Genomic DNA, 18189 nt, shown 5'->3' on the forward strand with positions numbered 1-18189 from the left:
AAATCCTTAACGAGATGACAACGGTGCCATTCATTATCTAAGTGAAGGCGGGAGCGGAGACGGCCGAGGCGGCGGGCGTGGCGGCGGGAAGCCCGCTCTCCAGCAGGGTCGAATCGCCCATCTCGCTCAGTACGAGCGCCAGCGCCCCGAGCACCTCTGCCCGGCCCCCGAGCGCCCCGGGGAGCACCGAGAGCTGCCGCGCGGCGCTCGGGATGGCGTACCGGGAGACGGACTCCCGTATCGGTCCGAGCACCAGTTCCCCGGCCTCCGCCAGGTCCCCGCCGAGCACCACGCGGCTGGGGTTCAGGAGGTTGCAGAGGTTGGCGACGCCGCTGCCGACATGGCGGCCGACGTCCGCGATCACCCGGCGGCAGCCGGGGTCGCCCTCGCGGGCGAGCTGGACGACGCGCTCCATGGTCAGGCCGGCACCGTGGCTGGACCGGAGCAGGGGCAGTACGTAGCGGGTCGCCGCGAAGGTCTCCAGGCAGCCGCGGTTGCCGCAGCGGCAGACGGGGCCCGACTCGTCCAGCGTGATGTGCCCGATCTCGCCCGCCGTGCCACCGGGGCCGCGGTAGATCTGGCCCTCGATGACCAGCCCCGCGCCGACGCCGCTGCCGACCTTGATGTACGCCAGGTCGCTGACCCCGCGCCCGCTCCCCCAGACCAGTTCGCCGAGGGCGCCGAGGTTGGCGTCGTTGTCGACGTACACCGGGACGCCGAGGCGCCCGGCCAGTTCGTCGCCGGGGTTGATGCCGGTCCAGCCCGGCAGGATCGAGGTGGAGCCGAGCGTGCCCGATTCGACGTCGATGGGGCCCGGCACCCCGAGCCCCACACCGATCACCTTCTGACGGCTGACGCCGGTGGCCACGATCAGCCGCTCGACCAGTTCCTCGGCGCGGCCGAAGCCATGCGCCGAGGAGGCGTCCACGTCGAGGGGTTCCGCTTCCTCGGCGAGCACCTGGTGGGCGAGGTTGCCGACCGCCACGCGCAGATGCGTATGGCCGAAGTCGACGCCGACGACGATGCCCGCGTCCCCGCTGAGCGAGACGCTGCGGGCCCGCCGGCCGCCGGCCGAGGTGGGGGTGACCTGGACCGTTCCGCCGTCCTTCAGCTCACGGACGATGTTGGAGACCGTGGCCGCCGACAGACCCGTGCTCCGTGCGATCTCCGCCTGGGTCAGTGAACCGGCCATGCGCACCGCGCGTACGACCCGTTCGAGGTTGGCCCGGTGCAGAGACGACTGCGACCCTGGAGTCTCCACGACTCATCCACTCCTGCCCTTGACGGACGGCTCGACCACCGCCGCCGGCCGGGGCCGCGCCGATGAGACCCCGACGTATCTCCAACTTGTGAACCCTAAGCTCAGCTTTCGGGCCCGCCTCCGTCAAGACCTTGAGCAAGGTGAACGCGCCGAACCGCCCGTCGGAGTGCCTGGACGGGCGGTTGGACCGTACCTTCTGCGCCCGTACGGGCAGGGTGGCGCCGTACGGGGCGCCGTCCTACTTGAGCGCTCCCGCCGTCAGTCCCGCGACGACCTGCCGCTGGAAGATGATGTACGCGGCGAGCACCGGCAGCATCGCCATCACCAGCCCGGCGAAGAGCCCCGACCAGTCGCCCTTGTACCCCTGGCTGACCGCGAGCTGCACCAGCCCCTGGGAGAGGACCTTGCGGTCCGGGTCGGTGTTGAGCACCGTGGGCAGCAGGTACTGGTTCCACTGCCCGAGGAAGTTGAAGATGCCGACGCTGATCAGTCCGGGCTTGGCCATCGGCAGCATCACCTGGAAGAACGTCCGGGTGTGCGAGGCGCCGTCGATGAGCGCGGCTTCCGCGACCGAGGTGGGCAGCGTTCTGAAGAAGGAGGTCAGAAAGAAGACCGTGAACGGCAGCGAGTAGGCGATGTAGACCAGGATCAGGCCGTGGATGGAGTTGAGCAGGCCCAGATTGTTCATGACGTAGAACAACGGGACCAGCGCCAGGATGATCGGGAAGCTCATCCCCCCGATGAACAGGTAGTAGATGAACCGGTTCCCGGGGAACTCGAAGCGGGCCAGGACGTACGCGGCCATCGAGCCGAAGAGCAGCGTGCCGGCCAGCGAACCGGCCACCACCAGGATCGTGTTGAGGAAGTAGTCGCTCATGTGCGCCTGGGTCCAGGCGCGCGACCAGTTCTCGAAGTGCAGCCGGTCCGGCAGTGCCCAGGGGCTGGTGAAGATGGACCTGTCGTCCTTGAAGGACGTCATGACCGCCCAGAGCAGCGGCATGGCGACCAGGAACGCCCAGATGACGAGCACGCCGTGCGAGAAGACGTTGAGGACGCCGCCGGTCGCGCTCCCCTTCGGCGCGGGCGCGGCGGTCTTGGTCACGGCGGTCCGGGCCACGGGGTCAGCCGCAGGGGGCAGATCGGCCGGCGGAGGGGTGTCGGTGGTCTTCATCAGTACTCCAGCCGCTCACGTCGGCCCAGCCGCATCACGAGGGCGGAGAAGGCCAGCGTGACGATGAGCAGGGCGACACCGATCGTGGTCGCATAGCCCGCCTGACCGTCACGGAACGCCTTCTGGTAGACGAGCAGGGTCAGGACATTGGTGGAATCCGCGGGCCCGCCGGGGCCCACGGTCATGATCTGGACGACCGCGAAGGACTCCGCGCCGAGCGCGAGGATCCCCATGTAGACCCAGCCGGACTGCACGGTGTCCCAGAGCAGCGGCAGGGTGATGCGGAAGAAGGTGGTGAACCGGCTGGCGCCGTCCAGCAGCGCCGCCTCGTAGAAGTCCTTCGGGATGGAGGCCATGCCCGCGGAGAAGAGGACCACGAAGAAGCCGGTCGTGCTCCAGACGAGGACGGCCATCACGCACCAGAGCGCGAGGTTCGGATCGCCGAGCCAGTCGGGCTTCAGGCTGTCCAGGCCGACCGCGGCGAACGCGGAGTTGATGGCGCCGCTGTTCGGGTTGTACGCGAACTGGAAGAGCAGCGCGACGATCGCGATCGAGAGCACCTGCGGGAAGAAGTACACGATCTTGTAGAAGGACGAGCCGCGGACCCCCGAGATCGCCGCCCCATTGCGGCTCCGCCCGCCGACGTTCAGCATGAACGCGAAGAACAGCGCGAGGCCGAGCACGACCACGGGCAGCAGCAGCGCGAAGGTCGCGCTGTGCTGGAGCGAGGACCAGAAGGTGCTGTCGTCGAGCATCCGGCTGTAGTTGTCGAAGCCGACCATCGCGAAGTCGGGGCTCAGACCGGTCCAGTCCGTGAACGAGTAGTAGATGGACTGGACGAACGGCCATACGACGAAGAGCGCGTAGAGCGCCAGGGGGAATACCAGAAACCCCACGATGAAACGGTACTTGCCGTGCTGCATGTCTCCCGACCCCGAATCTACGGCGGGTTGCGCCGTGCCGTTCTGGGGGCACGTACGACGGGCCGTGACCCGGAGGCCCTTGATACGCGGGGCCTCCGGACGTTACCGCTGCTGCGTGCCGCGCGCTACTGGTGCTTGTAGTGCTTGATGGAGGTGTCCTTGGCCGTGGCGTCCGCGAACTCCTGGCACTTCTTGACCGCCTCGGCCGGCGTCATGCGCCCGGCCATCAGCTCGCCGAGCACGCCCACCCCGATCTTCTGCTTCTCAAGCTCCACGTACCAGCCTTCCAGCCGCGGGTTGAGCACGTTGTCACCCGCCTTGGCCAGCGCGTCGACAGCGGACTGGAGGGCGGTGGAGAGAGTGAGCCCGTCGGTGCCGCCGTCGAAGGCGGTCAGGGACTTCACCTTCGAAGTGAAGTTCTTCGAGGACGCCTCGCTCAGCATGATGCGGAGCTGCTCCATGCCGCCGTCGGGGTTCTTGGCCTTCGCGGGCACGATGAACGGCTCACCACCGGAGGCCCAGATCGTGCCGAAGGGCAGCTTGTCCGAGCCATCCAGGCTGGAGGGCGCGGCCACCTTCATCTGGAAGTCCTTGGGCGTGGTCTTCGCCGCCTCGTTCTCCACCCAGGAGCCGTTGGGGATGAAGAGCGCCTTGCCCTCGGTCCACGCCGTCTGCGACTGGATGTGGTCGAGTCCGGGGGTGCCCTGGAGAATGTAGCCCTTCTTGAACAGCTCGAAGTACGCCTCGAACGCGGACTTCACGGCCGGGTGCTTCCAGGCGTTCGGCTCCAGGTTGTCGATGGCGTCCAGGACCTCACGGCCGCCGATCTTCGCGATGAACGGGTAGAGAGAGTAGGGGATGTAGTACGGGTGCTTGCCGGCGTACGTCCATCCCGCGATGCCCTTCTTCTTGGCCTTCTCGCAGAGGGCCAGCATCGCGTCCCAGTCCTCGGGGTACTCGGCGTCCAGCTTGTCGAGGGCAGTCTGCGAGTACCACACGCCGTACACCGTGTACGCGTAGTACATGATCCATACCGGGTCGCCGTCGAGTTGGCCCATCTCCAGGACGCCGGGCCGCAGCGTGTCGCGGACCTTCTTGGCCGGGTCGTCGTACGACGGGGCGTCCATCAGCGGCGTCAGATCGGTGAGCTGCTTCTTCCCGGCGAGGACACCCATGTCCATCTGCTCGGCACCGGAGTTGTCGATCAGGTCGGGCGGGGTGCCGCCGTTGAAGCGCGGCGACAGCTCGGACTGGATCTTCTCGGTGGAGCCGAACTTCACCTTCGCCTCGGGGAAGGCCGTCTCATACTGCTTGACGGCGTCCGTGGCGTACTCCGTGCCGAATCCACCGTTGAACAGGACGAAGTCGAGCGGCGCGCTCTCGTTCACCCCGAGCGGGTTCTTCTCGGACGTCTTGCCCTTGTCGACCTTCTTGTCGCTGCCGCTGTCGCTGCTCGCGCAGGAGGCGAGGAAGCTCATCGTCGGGACGGTGATCAGCCCGATCGCGGCGGACCGCTTGATCACATCACGACGGCCGAGGCCCGCGTTGTCGTTCCGAGCGGAGGTGGATCCCATGCTCAAGTCCTCGCCTTCTTCAGGACTCAGGCGGTGTACCGGTCGCCCGTCGCTTCTCGCCTGAGGAGAAGGGCTCCGCCACCGCGGTCGAATGAAGCTGGGTCGTGCAGGAATGTCGTGCTCGATCATGTTCGGCCATCAGGGGCGGACGCCGACAGGTATAGTCCATTTCCTGTCAACTGAGCAAGATCAAAAGCGAGTTTGGACGGCAGTCTTTCCCTAGTTGAGACCTCCCGGACACGCACGCCGGTTGCGTAAGGATGCGACGGCACCGGTGTTCGACCCGCGCCCGGTTCCGGACACACCATCCCCCCAACACCCTTGACACCACTGTGCACTTAGCCCCTACTGGACCCTGCCCGTCTGGTTTGACAACGTTGTCCAACTCGGTACGCAGGAGGAAAGCTCGGTATGCAGCTCAGACCCGGACTCCGCCCCGGACCATGGCATTCGGCCGCCCTGGTGGCGGCCGCCTCACTGCTCGTCGTCACGGCCCAGTCCGCCGTCGCCGCCCAGTCCGCCGGGCCGCGTCCGGCGGAAAGAGAATTCACGTCCTCGTTCGAACAGGAAGAACCCCAGCCGGACTGGCGTAACACCGTCGAGGTGGGACCCGACGGCGAGAAGCGGTCGTCCGGTGTTGACGGCGGCTTCACCAACGGGATTCCGGGCAATGTCACCGACCGGGTGGTGGACCTGCGCGCCAGCGGGGAGAACACCGGCTCCGGCGAGACCAAGGAGAACCTGGTCGACGTCCGGTCCGCCACGAAGTGGCTGGCGTTCACGCCCACCGCCTGGGTCGAGTTCGACCTCGACGAGCCGGTCAAGGTCGTCACGTACGCCCTGACCTCGGCCAACGACCACGCGGAGCGCGACCCCCGGGACTGGACGCTCCAGGGTTCCACCGACGGCAAGGAGTGGAAGGACCTGGACACCCGTAAGGACCAGGCCTTCCCGGAGCGCTTCGACACCGTCTCGTACGACATCGACGCGGCTGCCGCGGGCGCGTACCGGCACTACCGGCTGGACATCACACGGAACAACGGCGCGTCCGACGCTACCCAGTTGGCCGATGTGCAGTTCTCCGACGGCGGTACGGACGCCCCCGCGCCGCAGGACATGCGCACCCAGGTCGACCGGGGCCCGGCCGGCTCCCCCACCGCCAAGTCGGGCGCGGGCTTCACCGGGAAGAGGGCGCTGAAGTACGCGGGCACGCACCGCGCGGAGGGGCGCGCGTACTCGTACAACAAGATCTTCGACGTGAATGTGGCGGTACGGCGTGACACGGCGCTCTCGTACCGGATCTACCCGGCCATGGACGGGACGGACCTCAACTATCCGGCTACCAATGTGGCGGTGGACCTCGCCTTCACCGACGGCACCTACCTGAGCGAGCTGAACGCGTCCGACACCCACGGCGGGGCGCTGACCCCGCAGGGCCAGGGCGACGCCAAGCGGCTCTACGTCAACCAGTGGAACCAGGTGGACGCCGGAATCGGCCAGGTCGCCCGGGGCAAGACCGTCGACCGGATCCTGGTCGCATACGACTCCCGTACGGGCCCCGGGGAGTTCGAGGGATGGCTCGACGACATCACCCTGGCGCCCAAGGCGGCCGAGAAGCCGCTCGCCCGGCTCTCCGACTACGCGTCCACCACGCGGGGCACCAACTCCAGCGGCTCCTTCTCCCGCGGCAACAACTTCCCCGCGACCGCCGTGCCGAACGGGTTCAACTTCTGGACGCCGGTGACCAACGCCGGGTCGACGAGCTGGCTGTACGAGTACAGCCGCGGCAACAACGCCGACAACCTCCCCACCCTCCAGGCGTTCGCCGCGAGCCACCAGCCGAGCCCGTGGATGGGTGACCGGCAGACCTTCCAGCTCATGCCGTCGGTGGCGGAGGGCACCCCGAACGCCTCCCGCACCGCCCGCGCGCTGCCCTTCCGGCACGAGAACGAGACCGCGAAGCCGTACCGCTACGGGGTGACCTTCGAGAACGGTCTGAAGACCGAGATGGCCCCGACCGACCACGCGGCGATCGTGCGGACCACCTATCCGGGTGACAACGCGAGCATGATCTTCGACAACGTCTCCAACGCGGGCGGGCTCACCCTCGATCCGGCGACCAGTTCCTTCACCGGCTACTCCGACGTGCGCAGCGGCCTGTCGACCGGCGCGACCCGGCTCTTCGTCCACGGCGTCTTCGACGCGCCCGTGACGGCGAGCGGGAAACTGACCGGCGGCGGGGGCGCGGACGTCACCGGCTATCTGCGCTTCGACGCCGGCGCCGACCGCACCGTCACCCTGCGCCTGGCGACCTCGCTGATCAGCGTCGACCAGGCGAAGAAGAACCTCGCCGAGGAGATACCGGCGGGCACCCGCTTCGAGCGGGTCGAGGACCGGGCGCAGCGCGCCTGGGACGACATCCTGGGCCGGGTGCGCGTGGAGGGCGCGGACCACGACCAGCTCACCACGCTCTACTCCAGCCTCTACCGGCTCTACCTCTACCCCAACTCCGGTTTCGAGAACACCGGTTCGGCCGCCCGGCCGAGGCAGCAGTACGCCAGCCCCTTCTCCCCGAAGGCGGGCACGGACACCCCGACGCGGACGGGCGCGAAGATCGTCGACGGCGAGGTGTACGTCAACAACGGCTTCTGGGACACCTATCGCACCACATGGCCCGCGTACTCCTTCCTCACCCCGAAGAAGGCGGGGTCGCTGGTCGACGGCTTCGTCCAGCAGTACAAGGACGGCGGCTGGATCTCCCGCTGGTCCTCCCCCGGCTACGCGGACCTGATGACCGGCACCAGTTCGGACGTGGCCTTCGCGGACGCGTACGTCAAGGGCGTCCCCTTCGACGCGGAGGCAGCGTACGAGGCGGCTCTGAAGAACGCGACGGTGGCGCCGCCGAGCGCGGGCGTGGGCCGCAAGGGGACCGAGACCTCGCCGTTCCTCGGCTACGCCTCGACGGAGACCCACGAGGGCCTGTCCTGGTCGCTGGAGGGCTATCTCAACGACTACGGCATCGCCAAGATGGGCGAGGCGCTCTTCAAGAAGACGGGGAAGGCCCGTTACCAGGAGGAGTCGGCGTACTTCCTCAACCGCGCGCAGAACTACGTCTCGCTCTTCGACAAGGACGCCGGCTTCTTCCAGGGCCGGAACCTGAAGGGCGACTGGCGGCTCCCGTCGGCGTCGTACGACCCGAGGGTGTGGGGGTACGACTACACGGAGACGAACGGCTGGGGCTACGCGTTCACGGCCCCGCAGGACTCGCGGGGGCTGGCCAACCTGTACGGCGGGCGCGCGGGTCTGGCGGAGAAGCTGGACACGTACTTCGCGACGCCGGAGACGGCCGAGGCCGAGTTCAAGGGGTCGTACGGCGGCGTCATCCACGAGATGACGGAGGCGCGTGACGTACGGATGGGCATGTACGGCCACTCCAACCAGGTCGCCCACCACGTCACGTACATGTACGACGCGGCGGCGCAGCCGTGGAAGACGCAGGAGAAGGTCCGCGAGGTGCTGGGCCGGCTCTACGGCGGCAGCGAGATCGGCCAGGGCTACCACGGTGACGAGGACAACGGCGAGCAGTCGGGGTGGTTCCTCTTCTCGGCGCTCGGCTTCTATCCGCTGGTGATGGGCAGTGGGGAGTACGCGGTCGGCTCGCCGCTGTTCACGAAGGCGACGATACGGATGGACAACGGCCGCACCCTGGTCGTCAAGGCGCCGAAGAACAGCGCGAAGAACATCTACGTGCAGGGCCTGAAGGTCAACGGGAAGAGCTGGAACTCGACGGCGCTGCCGCACGAGGTGCTGGCGCGGGGCGGCACGGTGGAGTTCGCGATGGGTCCGAAGCCGTCGTCCTGGGGCACGGGCAAGGGCACTTCGGCCGGCGCGGGCGGCAAGGGCCGTGACACGGCGCCGGTCTCGATCACCCAGGACGACAAGGTGCCGTCGCCGCGCACCGACGCCCTGACGGGGCCGGGCGCGCTCTTCGACAACACCTCGCGGACGGAGGCGCCGGTCGAGTCGGTGGAGCTGCCGGTGGCGTCGTCCACCAAGGCGGTCCAGTACACGCTGACGTCGGCCACGGCGGCGGGAGCGCCGAAGGGGTGGGTGCTGCAGGGCTCCACGGACGGCACGACGTGGCGGACCGTGGACACCCGGTCCGGTGAGTCCTTCGCCTGGGACCGGCAGACCCGGGTCTTCACGGTGGCGAAGCCGGGCGCGTACCCGAAGTACCGCCTGGTGACCGACGCGCCGGCGACCCTGGCGGAGGTGGAGCTGCTGCGCTGACGCTCCGTCGTACGGGAGGGGCGGGTCACCGGAGAAGATCCGGTGACCCGCTTCTGTCTGCCGGTCACACGGGCCGGGCCGCCGCCAGATCGCGCTCGACGCGGTCGCGCAGGGCCGCCGCCCGGGGGTCGTCGTAGCCGTCGAGGAGCCGCAGCGCCTCCGTCCAGTGATTCACCGCCGTCGCCGGATCGTCGCCGAGCCGGGCGGCCGCGAGCCCGTCCAGGGCCTGCGCCTCGTCCCAGGTGTCGCCGAGCTCCCGGTGGGCCGTGGCGGCCAGCCGGTGGAAGTGCGCGGCCTCCTCGTCCCGGTCGAGGCTGCGGTAGGTGAGGGCCGCGCCGTGCCATGCCTGGGCTTCGCGGCTGCGGTTGCCGAGGCGGCGCTGGAGCGTGGCGGAGCGCTGGTACGACTCCAGGGCGTCCGCGAGCGCGCCGCTCGCGCGCTGGGCGTCGCCCAGGGGCAGCAGCCAGTACCCCTCCAGCCGGTGGTCGCGCAGCGCGAGGGCGATGTCGACGGCGGCCCGGGCGGAGCCGAGGGCCTGCTCCGTCTCGCCCTGCTCGCGCTCGATCTGGCTCAGGAGGCGCAGAATGTTGCCCTCGCCCCGCTGGTTCTCCAGGGAGCGATGGGCCGCCAGCGCCTGCCGGGTGACGGCGGCGGCCTCCGGGAGCCGCCCGGCCCGGTAGTGGGTGCTGGCGAGGTTGGAGAGCGTGGTGGCCGCCCAGTGGGCGGAGTCCTGTTCGTGGAAGACGGCGATTGCCTGCTCGAAGTGGTCGGCGGCCTGCGCCAGTTGGCGGTTGCGGAGATGGCAGAGACCGATCAGGTTGAGCGAATGGGCCTCGCCGAGGCGGTCCCCCAGCTCGCGCCGGATCAGCAGGGCGCGGCGGTGGCTCTCGTGGCTCTCGGCGAGGCGGTTGATCCGGGCGTAGCTCATGCCCATCTCGGTGAGCAGTCCGGCTTCCGCGTCGCGGTCACCCGTCCGGTGCGCCGCTTCAAGGCCGAGGCGGCCGACAGCCAGCCAGTCCGCGGCGGGAGCCGAGGGGAAATACGCGTTCGCCAGGACCGTGGAGAGCTGCAGGACCAGCCGGTCATGGCCGACGGCGGCGGCGGAGCGTACCGCCTGAAGCATGTTGCTGTGGTCCCGCTCCGCCCAGTCGACGGCCGCGTCGTAGTCCGCGAAGCCCAGGGGGCGTACCCCCTCCATCGGCGAGGCAAGAGCCAGATGGGTCGCTGCGGGGCTGATCCAGCTCTGCGCCGCGTCGGCGGTGTGCAGATACCAGTCCAGGACGCGGTGGAGCGCGGCTTCGCGCTCCGCCGGAGCCTCCTCGTGCTGAGCCTGGTCGGTGGCGTAGGCACGCAGCAGATCGTGGAACTGGTAACGGTCGGGCGCGGTCTGTTCGAGCAGATGAGCACCGACCAGCGAGTCCAGCAGCTGCCTGGTGCGGCCGGCCGTCAGGGCGGCGAGAGCGGCGGCGGCGTCCAGGCCGAACTCGGGGCCGGGGTGCAGGCCGAGTAACCGGAACAGCCGTGCGGCCTGGTCGGGCAGGGCGCGGTAGGACCACGCGAAGACCGTACGGACCGCTTCCGCCTCCTCGTCGTCGCCGGTGCTGAGGGCGTCCCACAGTGCGCTCTCGTCCCGCAGGTCGGCGATCAGGTCGTCCAGCCGCATGTGCGGGTGGCTCGCGGCGCGTTCGGCCGCGATACGCAAGGCCAACGGCAGCTGGGCGCAGAGCCCGGCCAGTTCGGTGAGCTTTCCGATGTCGTCCTGCGGCCGGTACCCGGCGGTGACGGTACGCAGCAGGGCGACGGCCTCCGGCTCAGGCAGGGTGCCGAGGGTCAGTCGGCGCGCTCCGTCCCTGACAGCCAGCCCGGCGAGCCAGCTCCGGCTGGTGACGACCACCAGACAGTCCTTGCTGCCGGGCAGCAGGGGACGGACCTGGGCGACCGTGGCAGCGTTGTCAAGGACGATCAGCATCCGGCGATCGGCCAGTAACGACCGGTACAGAGCGGCGGCGGCATCGGGGTCCTGGGGCAACGCTCCGGACGGCACCCCCAGGGCGGGAAGGAACCGGTGCAGTGTCTCCTGCGCGGTCACCGGCTCCCCGGGGTCGTAACCGCGCAGATTGACGTAAAGCTGCCCGTCGGGGAAGCGGTCCTGGACCTGATGGGCCCAGTGCAGCGCGAGCGAGGTCTTTCCCGCGCCGGCGGTACCCGCGATGACGCAGACCGAGATGACCAGCGGATGGCCTTCGTCGTCGGCCAGCACCGCGTTCAGCTGGTCGAGTTCGTCCGTGCGGTTGACGAATTGCCTGACGTCGGCGGGGAGTTGCCGTGGTGTGGGGTTCATGGGGCCTCCCTCGCCCTGCGGGCCGCGGCCATGGAAGTGAATTCCTCCGGTCACGTTTCCGGCTTGTACGACATCACGGGAGGTCCCGGACAGGTCGTTCCGGGACCTGCCCGAGTAGTTCTCGCCGTTACTGGACTCGTTGATCGCCTAATCCGCCTTCATCGTCGGAGGGGGCAAGTGGGCCACCTCGCGATCGAAGTAGCTCCTCACATCCTCGCCCACCCGGTAGAGTTCCCTGATGTAACTTTCCCAGCACCCGATGATGTCGGGGTCGGTATAGCGGATCGCGCCGTTCGGGACGCCCGCATCGGTGTAAAGAACCCGGTACAGCACGTCCCCGCCGAGGATGACCAACTCGGGAAGAAGACCGCCGCTCTCCGACGGGGCCACCACTCCGGCGTCGACCACGCGGACCCGCATTCCGCACTGCGCCTGCTGTCGCAGCGAGTTCAGTTCCCACTGCAGATACGGCGTCGGCGGCTGCTCGACCACCCGTACCCGGTGGAAGAGGGAGTTGCGACGCTCGTTCTCCCGGGCGGCGGCGAGAAGCTTCTCGCGCCGCTCTTCCATGAGCCGCAGCGATTCCGCCCAGTCCCCCCGCGAGAGCGCGTCACGGCTGGGGCTGCCCTGCTCCTCGAAGTGCTGCCGGCGCTCCAGCTTCCACGAGTCCCGGTCCCGGATCGCCGCGTCCCGCTCCCGGAATTCCCGCTTGTAAACCTCTCGTACGAGCCTCTCACCCAGTTCGGGGAGGAGAATCGGTGCACGCAGGTCAAGCATCGGCGATATCCGGCTTCGCCGCGCTGAGCATGTTCCCGGGGATGACGACCAGCCGCTCGTCCGCGGCCAGAGCCACACCCACCGGAAGTCGCCGAGCGTAATGGGAGGTGAGATCCCTGCCGATCACGGCGATGTCACCGTTGTCGAGCTGCCAGATGTCCGGGCATTCATCCGAACCATCGGAATTCCCCAGTTCTTTTGCCGACTTGCCCAGCCGGTGGGCGAATAAGGCGGACGGGTCGGCCTCCCAGGCACGTTCCACGCTTACCTCCGCGACGAATTGGTTGAGTGCGCAACTGCCATCTATTGTATATGCGGGCGGTTACGCAGAGCAACGTACGACGGGGTCAGGTTCTCGCCAACACTTCCTCCCCGCAACCGGAACACGGGGACGGCAACCGGAACGGAAGGGCGGCGGCATACGCACGGCGGCATACGCCGAGGGCCGTGCCCCGTACACGAACGTACGGGACACGGCCCTCGGCCGCGTGATCGGCGGGCGCCGTGAGCGCTACTTGCGGATCAGGCTGCGCAGCACGTACTGCATGATGCCGCCGTTGCGGTAGTAGTCCGCCTCACCCGGGGTGTCGATGCGGACCACCGCGTCGAACTCCACGCCCGTGTCCGTCGTCACCTTGACCGTGCGCGGGGTGGTGCCGTCGTTCAGCTCCGTGACGCCGGTGAAGGAGAAGGACTCCTCGCCCGTCAGGCCCAGGGACTGCGCCGAGGCGCCCTCCGGGTACTGGAGCGGGAGAACGCCCATGCCGATGAGGTTCGAGCGGTGGATGCGCTCGTACGACTCGGCGATGACGGCCTTCACGCCGAGCAGCGCGGTGCCCTTGGCGGCCCAGTCGCGGGACGAGCCGGAGCCGTACTCCTTGCCCGCGAGGACGACCAGCGGGATGCCCTGCTCGATGTAGTTGCGCGAGGCGTCGTAGATGAAGGAGACCGGGGCTCCTCCGTCACCTTCGGCGGCCCTCGTGAAGTCGCGGGTGTAGCCGCCCTCCGTGCCCGGCGCGATCTGGTTGCGCAGGCGGATGTTGGCGAACGTGCCGCGGATCATGACCTCGTGGTTGCCGCGCCGGGACCCGTACGAGTTGAAGTCGCGGCGCTCGACGCCGTGCTCCGTCAGGTACGTGCCGGCCGGGGTGTCGGCCTTGATCGCGCCCGCCGGGGAGATGTGGTCGGTGGTGACCGAGTCGCCCAGCTTGGCCAGGACCCGCGCGCCGCTGATGTCCGAGACCGGCGTGGTCTCCATCGTCATGCCCTCGAAGTACGGGGGCTTGCGGACGTAGGTGGACTGCGGGTCCCACTCGAAGGTGTTGCCGGTGGGGATCGACAGCGCCTGCCACTGCGCGTCGCCCGCGAACACGTCCTGGTAGGACTTGCTGAACATGTCCTCGCCGATGGCGTTGGCCACGACGTCGTTGACCTCGGCCTCGGTGGGCCAGATGTCCTGGAGGTAAACGGGCTTGCCGTCCTGGTCGGTGCCGAGGGCGTCCTTGGTGATGTCCACCTTCATGGAGCCCGCGATGGCGTACGCGACGACCAGCGGCGGGGACGCCAGGTAGTTCATCTTGACGTCGGGGTTGATCCGGCCCTCGAAGTTACGGTTGCCGGAGAGCACCGAGGTGACCGCCAGGTCGTGCTCGTTGACCGCCTTGGAGACCTCCTCGGGCAGCGGGCCCGAGTTGCCGATGCAGGTGGTGCAGCCGTAGCCGACGAGGTTGAAGCCGACCTTGTCGAGGTACGGGGTCAGGCCCGCCTTGTCGAAGTAGTCGGTGACGACCTTCGAGCCCGGGGCGAGGGTGGTCTTGACCCACGGCTTGCGGGTCAGGCCCTTCTCGACCGCCTTCTTCGCGACCAGCGCGGCGGCGACCATCACGTACGGGTTCGACGTGTTGGTGCAGGAGGTGATCGCGGCGACCGTGACGGCGCCGTGGTCGATCTCGTACGTCGAGCCGTCCGGGGCCGTGACCAGGGTCGGCCGCGTCGGCACGCCGTTGGCGGAGGCCGGGGCGTCGGAGGCCGGGAAGGACTCCTTGCCCGCCTCCTCGTCGTCGGAGACGTAGTTGCGCACGTCCTCGGCGAACTTCGCCTTGGCCTCGGCCAGGATGATGCGGTCCTGCGGGCGCTTCGGGCCGGCGATGGAGGGGACGACCGTGGAGAGGTCCAGCTCCAGCTTCTCCGAGAAGTCGGGCTCGGCGGCCGGGTCGAGCCAGAGGCCCTGCTCCTTCGCGTACGCCTCGACGAGGGCGACCTGCTGCTCGTCACGGCCGGTCAGGCGCAGGTACTTCAGCGTCTCGTCGTCGATCGGGAAGATCGCGGCGGTGGAGCCGAACTCCGGCGACATGTTGCCGATGGTGGCGCGGTTGGCCAGGGACGTCGCGGCGACGCCCTCGCCGTAGAACTCGACGAACTTGCCGACGACGCCGTGCTTGCGCAGCATCTCGGTGATCGTGAGGACCAGGTCGGTGGCGGTGGTGCCGGCCGGCAGCTCACCGGTCAGCTTGAAGCCGACGACGCGCGGGATGAGCATCGACACGGGCTGGCCGAGCATCGCGGCCTCGGCCTCGATGCCGCCGACGCCCCAGCCCAGCACGCCCAGGCCGTTGACCATGGTGGTGTGCGAGTCGGTGCCGACGAGGGTGTCGGGGTACGCCTGGCCGTTACGGACCATGACCGTGCGGGCCAGGTGCTCGATGTTGACCTGGTGCACGATGCCGGTGCCCGGCGGGACGACCTTGAACTCGTCGAAGGCGGTCTGGCCCCAGCGCAGGAACTGGTAGCGCTCGCGGTTGCGGCCGTACTCCAGCTCGACGTTCTGCGCGAACGCCTCGTGCGTGCCGAACTTGTCGGCGATCACGGAGTGGTCGATGACCATCTCGGCCGGGGCCAGCGGGTTGATCTTCGCCGGGTCGCCGCCCAGCTCCTTCACGGCCTCACGCATGGTGGCGAGATCCACCACACAGGGCACACCGGTGAAGTCCTGCATGATCACGCGGGCCGGCGTGAACTGGATCTCCTGGCTCGGCTGCGCCTGGGAGTCCCAGGAACCGACGGAACGGATGTGGTCGGCGGTGATGTTCGCGCCGTCCTCGGTGCGGAGCAGGTTCTCCAGCAGCACCTTCAGGCTGTAAGGGAGGCGCGCGGAGCCCTCGACCTTGTCCAGCCGGAAGATCTCGTACGACTCGTCACCCACGCGCAGCGTGCTGCGGGCGTCGAAGCTGTTCGCCGACACGACAGTCTCCTTCATCAATGTGCACGTACTACGTCATGCTGCCGCCACGGCTCCTCACCGATCCGCTAAGGTAAGACTTAGTTAGGTAACCCTTACCAACTGGGCGGCCGCGGTACGCCTTGGGCAGATATCTCGATGTCGAGATAACTCTAGTACATGACCGCTGTCCGGTCATGCCCCGGTCCGGTCGCGCCCCCGCGACCGCGCTCCGGCTCGCCCCCACACACCCCCATGGCGCGCCGGCACGACGACCCGTACGGCCGCGCCCGGGTGGCCGCTCCGCCGGGCCGGGTGCACGATGGGCCGGCGACGACCGGAGGGTGCGACACCCCGAGGCACGAGGCCGCGACACCCCGAGGCCGCAGGGTCACGACACCCCGACAGCCCACCCCAGCAAGCCACTTATCTCACATGTGAGATAACCTGCCGCCATGGCAGACGATTACCTCGTACGCATCGGCAAGCTCATCCGTGACGCCCGGCAACACCGAGGATGGACACAGAGCCAACTCGCCGACGCATTGGCCACGAGCCAGAGCGCCGTGAATCGCATCGAGCGCGGCAACCAGAACATCAGCCTTGAGATGATCGCGCGCATCGGCGAGGCGCTCGACAGCGAGATCGTCTCGCTCGGGTACGCCGGACCGATGCATCTGCGGGTCGTCGGCGGGCGCCGGCTCTCCGGGGCCATCGACGTCAAGACGAGCAAGAACGCGTGCGTGGCGCTGCTCTGCGGCTCGCTGCTCAACAAGGGGCGTACGGTGCTGCGCCGCGTGGCGCGCATCGAGGAGGTCTTCCGGCTGCTGGAGGTGCTGAACTCCATCGGCGTCCGCACCCGCTGGATCAACGGGGGCGTGGACCTGGAGATCGTGCCGCCCGCCGAGCTGGACCTGGAGGCCATCGACGCGGAGGCGGCTCGCCGCACCCGCTCCATCATCATGTTCCTCGGGCCGCTGCTGCACCGGATGGACACCTTCCGGCTGCCGTACGCGGGCGGTTGCGACCTCGGCACGCGCACCATCGAGCCGCACATGATCGCGCTGCGCCGCTTCGGCCTCGACATCGCGGCGACCGAGGGCCTCTACCACGCCCAGGTCGACCACTCCGTGTCGCCGGACCGGCCGATCGTGCTGACCGAGCGCGGGGACACCGTCACCGAGAACGCCCTGCTGGCCGCGGCCCGGCACGACGGCGCGACCGTCATCCGCAACGCCTCGTCCAACTACATGGTCCAGGACCTCTGTTTCTTCCTGGAGGCACTGGGCGTACGGATCGACGGCATCGGCACGACCACACTGACCGTCCACGGCGTGCCCTCCATCGACGTGGACGTGGACTACTCGCCCTCCGAGGACCCGGTCGAGGCGATGAGCCTGATCGCCGCCGCCGTCGTCACCGAGTCCCAGCTCACGATCCGGCGCGTCCCGATCGAGTTCCTGGAGATCGAGTTGGCGGTGCTGGAGGAGATGGGCCTCGACCACGACCGCTCGGCCGAGTACTGCGCCGACAACGCCCGTACACGGCTGGTGGATCTGACCGTACGGCCGTCGAAGCTGGAGGCGCCGATCGACAAAATCCACCCGATGCCGTTCCCCGGCCTGAACATCGACAACGTGCCGTTCTTCGCGGCGATCGCGGCGGTCGCCCAGGGCCAGACGCTGATCCACGACTGGGTCTACGACAACCGCGCCATCTACCTCACGGACCTCAACCGCCTCGGGGGCCGTCTCCAACTCCTCGACCCCCACCGCGTCCTGGTGGAGGGCCCGACCCGCTGGCGCGCCGCCGAGATGATGTGCCCGCCCGCGCTGCGGCCGGCGGTGGTCGTGCTGCTGGCGATGATGGCGGCGGAGGGCACGTCCGTACTGCGCAACGTCTATGTCATCAACCGGGGGTACGAGGACCTGGCGGAGCGGCTCAACTCGGTGGGCGCGCAGATCGAGATCTTCCGGGACATCTGAAAACCTGTGGAAACACGTCACATTCCGCAAGACGTGGATAAGCCCACGGCCAGGCGCCACACCGCAGCCCTTCAGAGCGGTCGCAAGGGGCTGAGGGCGTCAAACGAGTGAGTGAGCAGGGAGGGGAGCCGCCGTATTTCCGGCGACTCCCCCCCTTCGCTGTTTCCGTCCTTACCGCCTTGCGCTACGCATCGTCCTACTCCGCCAGAAATTCGAGCAGAAGGGAGAACAGGCAGTCGACGGCGCGCCGTTCCTGCTTCTTGTCCAGTGAGCCCCAGTGCCGGATCTCGGCATCCGGAAATGTCTCCTCCAGGACGAGTGCAGTCCAGTTGAGGCTGGTCTCTTCACCCTTCCTCGTGACCAGCCACTCGGTGAACCCACTGAGCATGCCGTCGGAGCGGCCCAGGTCGAACCCGACGAGGAACATGACGGTCGGGTAGTAGGCCTTCCAGGCCGAAAAGTCCTGGTCTGGCACGGACCTGTTCGATGAACTCTCTGTCGTTCACAGGTCTCCTCAGAAACCGAAGTTGATCGGGGGCTCAGAGGGGTCTCCCGGCCCGCGAGTGCATCAGGGTTGACCGCGGCACACCGCGCCGTAAGAACTTGGTGACCGCGACGACTACGCCCGGATCCGCACCTCGCCGCTCTTC

At 68.5% G+C, this 18189-nt stretch carries 11 protein-coding genes; 2 read left to right on the plus strand and 9 right to left on the minus strand.

Going from position 1 to position 18189, the window contains the following annotated elements; translation table 11 throughout:
- Positions 1 to 37: 37 nt before the first annotated feature.
- The 4 genes from ACFXKG_RS24610 to ngcE all read right to left on the minus strand — a co-directional run bounded on the left by ACFXKG_RS24610 (position 38) and on the right by ngcE (position 4929).
- Entirely contained in the window at positions 38 to 1261 is a 1224-nt protein-coding gene (locus ACFXKG_RS24610) for an ROK family protein (protein ID WP_384842967.1), read from the minus strand.
- Positions 1262 to 1499: 238 nt separating this feature from the next.
- Positions 1500 to 2432, minus strand: a complete 933-nt coding sequence (locus ACFXKG_RS24615) for a carbohydrate ABC transporter permease (protein ID WP_384842970.1) — start codon at positions 2430 to 2432, stop codon at positions 1500 to 1502.
- Positions 2432 to 3355 (minus strand): carbohydrate ABC transporter permease, encoded by a 924-nt coding sequence (locus tag ACFXKG_RS24620; RefSeq protein ID WP_384842974.1) that lies wholly within the window; start codon positions 3353 to 3355, stop codon positions 2432 to 2434. The genes ACFXKG_RS24615 and ACFXKG_RS24620 overlap by 1 nt, the downstream gene beginning before the upstream one ends.
- A gap of 125 nt (positions 3356 to 3480) precedes the next feature.
- Positions 3481 to 4929 carry an N-acetylglucosamine/diacetylchitobiose ABC transporter substrate-binding protein gene (ngcE, locus tag ACFXKG_RS24625; protein ID WP_384842977.1) on the minus strand — a complete coding sequence of 483 codons (1449 nt, stop codon included), beginning with the start codon at positions 4927 to 4929 and terminating at the stop codon, positions 3481 to 3483.
- A gap of 411 nt (positions 4930 to 5340) precedes the next feature.
- Between ngcE and ACFXKG_RS24630 the strand changes: the two genes are divergently transcribed.
- The gene (locus ACFXKG_RS24630) at positions 5341 to 9219 is read left to right on the plus strand and encodes a GH92 family glycosyl hydrolase (RefSeq protein ID WP_384842980.1); all 3879 of its coding nucleotides are present in this window, start codon (positions 5341 to 5343) and stop codon (positions 9217 to 9219) included.
- Between the two features lie 64 nt (positions 9220 to 9283).
- Here the strand turns inward: ACFXKG_RS24630 and ACFXKG_RS24635 are convergent, their stop codons facing one another.
- The 4 genes from ACFXKG_RS24635 to acnA all read right to left on the minus strand — a co-directional run bounded on the left by ACFXKG_RS24635 (position 9284) and on the right by acnA (position 15578).
- Positions 9284 to 11560, minus strand: coding sequence for an ATP-binding protein (locus ACFXKG_RS24635; RefSeq protein WP_384842983.1), 2277 nt, complete (start codon positions 11558 to 11560; stop codon positions 9284 to 9286).
- Between the two features lie 147 nt (positions 11561 to 11707).
- A complete protein-coding gene (locus tag ACFXKG_RS24640) occupies positions 11708 to 12337 on the minus strand; it encodes a DUF6879 family protein (protein ID WP_384842986.1) in 630 nt (209 codons plus the stop codon).
- On the minus strand, positions 12330 to 12599 hold the full coding sequence (locus ACFXKG_RS24645; RefSeq protein WP_365813499.1) for a hypothetical protein: 270 nt from the start codon (positions 12597 to 12599) through the stop codon (positions 12330 to 12332). Before ACFXKG_RS24645 ends, ACFXKG_RS24640 begins: the two co-directional genes overlap by 8 nt.
- 249 nt (positions 12600 to 12848) lie before the next feature.
- The gene (gene acnA / locus ACFXKG_RS24650) at positions 12849 to 15578 is read right to left on the minus strand and encodes an aconitate hydratase AcnA (RefSeq protein WP_384842990.1); all 2730 of its coding nucleotides are present in this window, start codon (positions 15576 to 15578) and stop codon (positions 12849 to 12851) included.
- Between the two features lie 431 nt (positions 15579 to 16009).
- On the opposite strand from acnA, the gene ACFXKG_RS24655 reads away from it, so the two are divergent.
- Positions 16010 to 17539 carry a helix-turn-helix domain-containing protein gene (locus tag ACFXKG_RS24655; RefSeq protein ID WP_382885286.1) on the plus strand — a complete coding sequence of 510 codons (1530 nt, stop codon included), beginning with the start codon at positions 16010 to 16012 and terminating at the stop codon, positions 17537 to 17539.
- Between the two features lie 196 nt (positions 17540 to 17735).
- Here ACFXKG_RS24655 and ACFXKG_RS24660 read toward each other — a convergent pair whose 3' ends face one another.
- Positions 17736 to 18014 (minus strand): hypothetical protein, encoded by a 279-nt coding sequence (locus ACFXKG_RS24660; protein ID WP_384842993.1) that lies wholly within the window; start codon positions 18012 to 18014, stop codon positions 17736 to 17738.
- Positions 18015 to 18189: the final 175 nt, after the last annotated feature.

Origin of the sequence: Streptomyces sp. NPDC059255 (genome assembly GCF_042752355.1) — a bacterium.
Classification (GTDB): domain Bacteria; phylum Actinomycetota; class Actinomycetes; order Streptomycetales; family Streptomycetaceae; genus Streptomyces.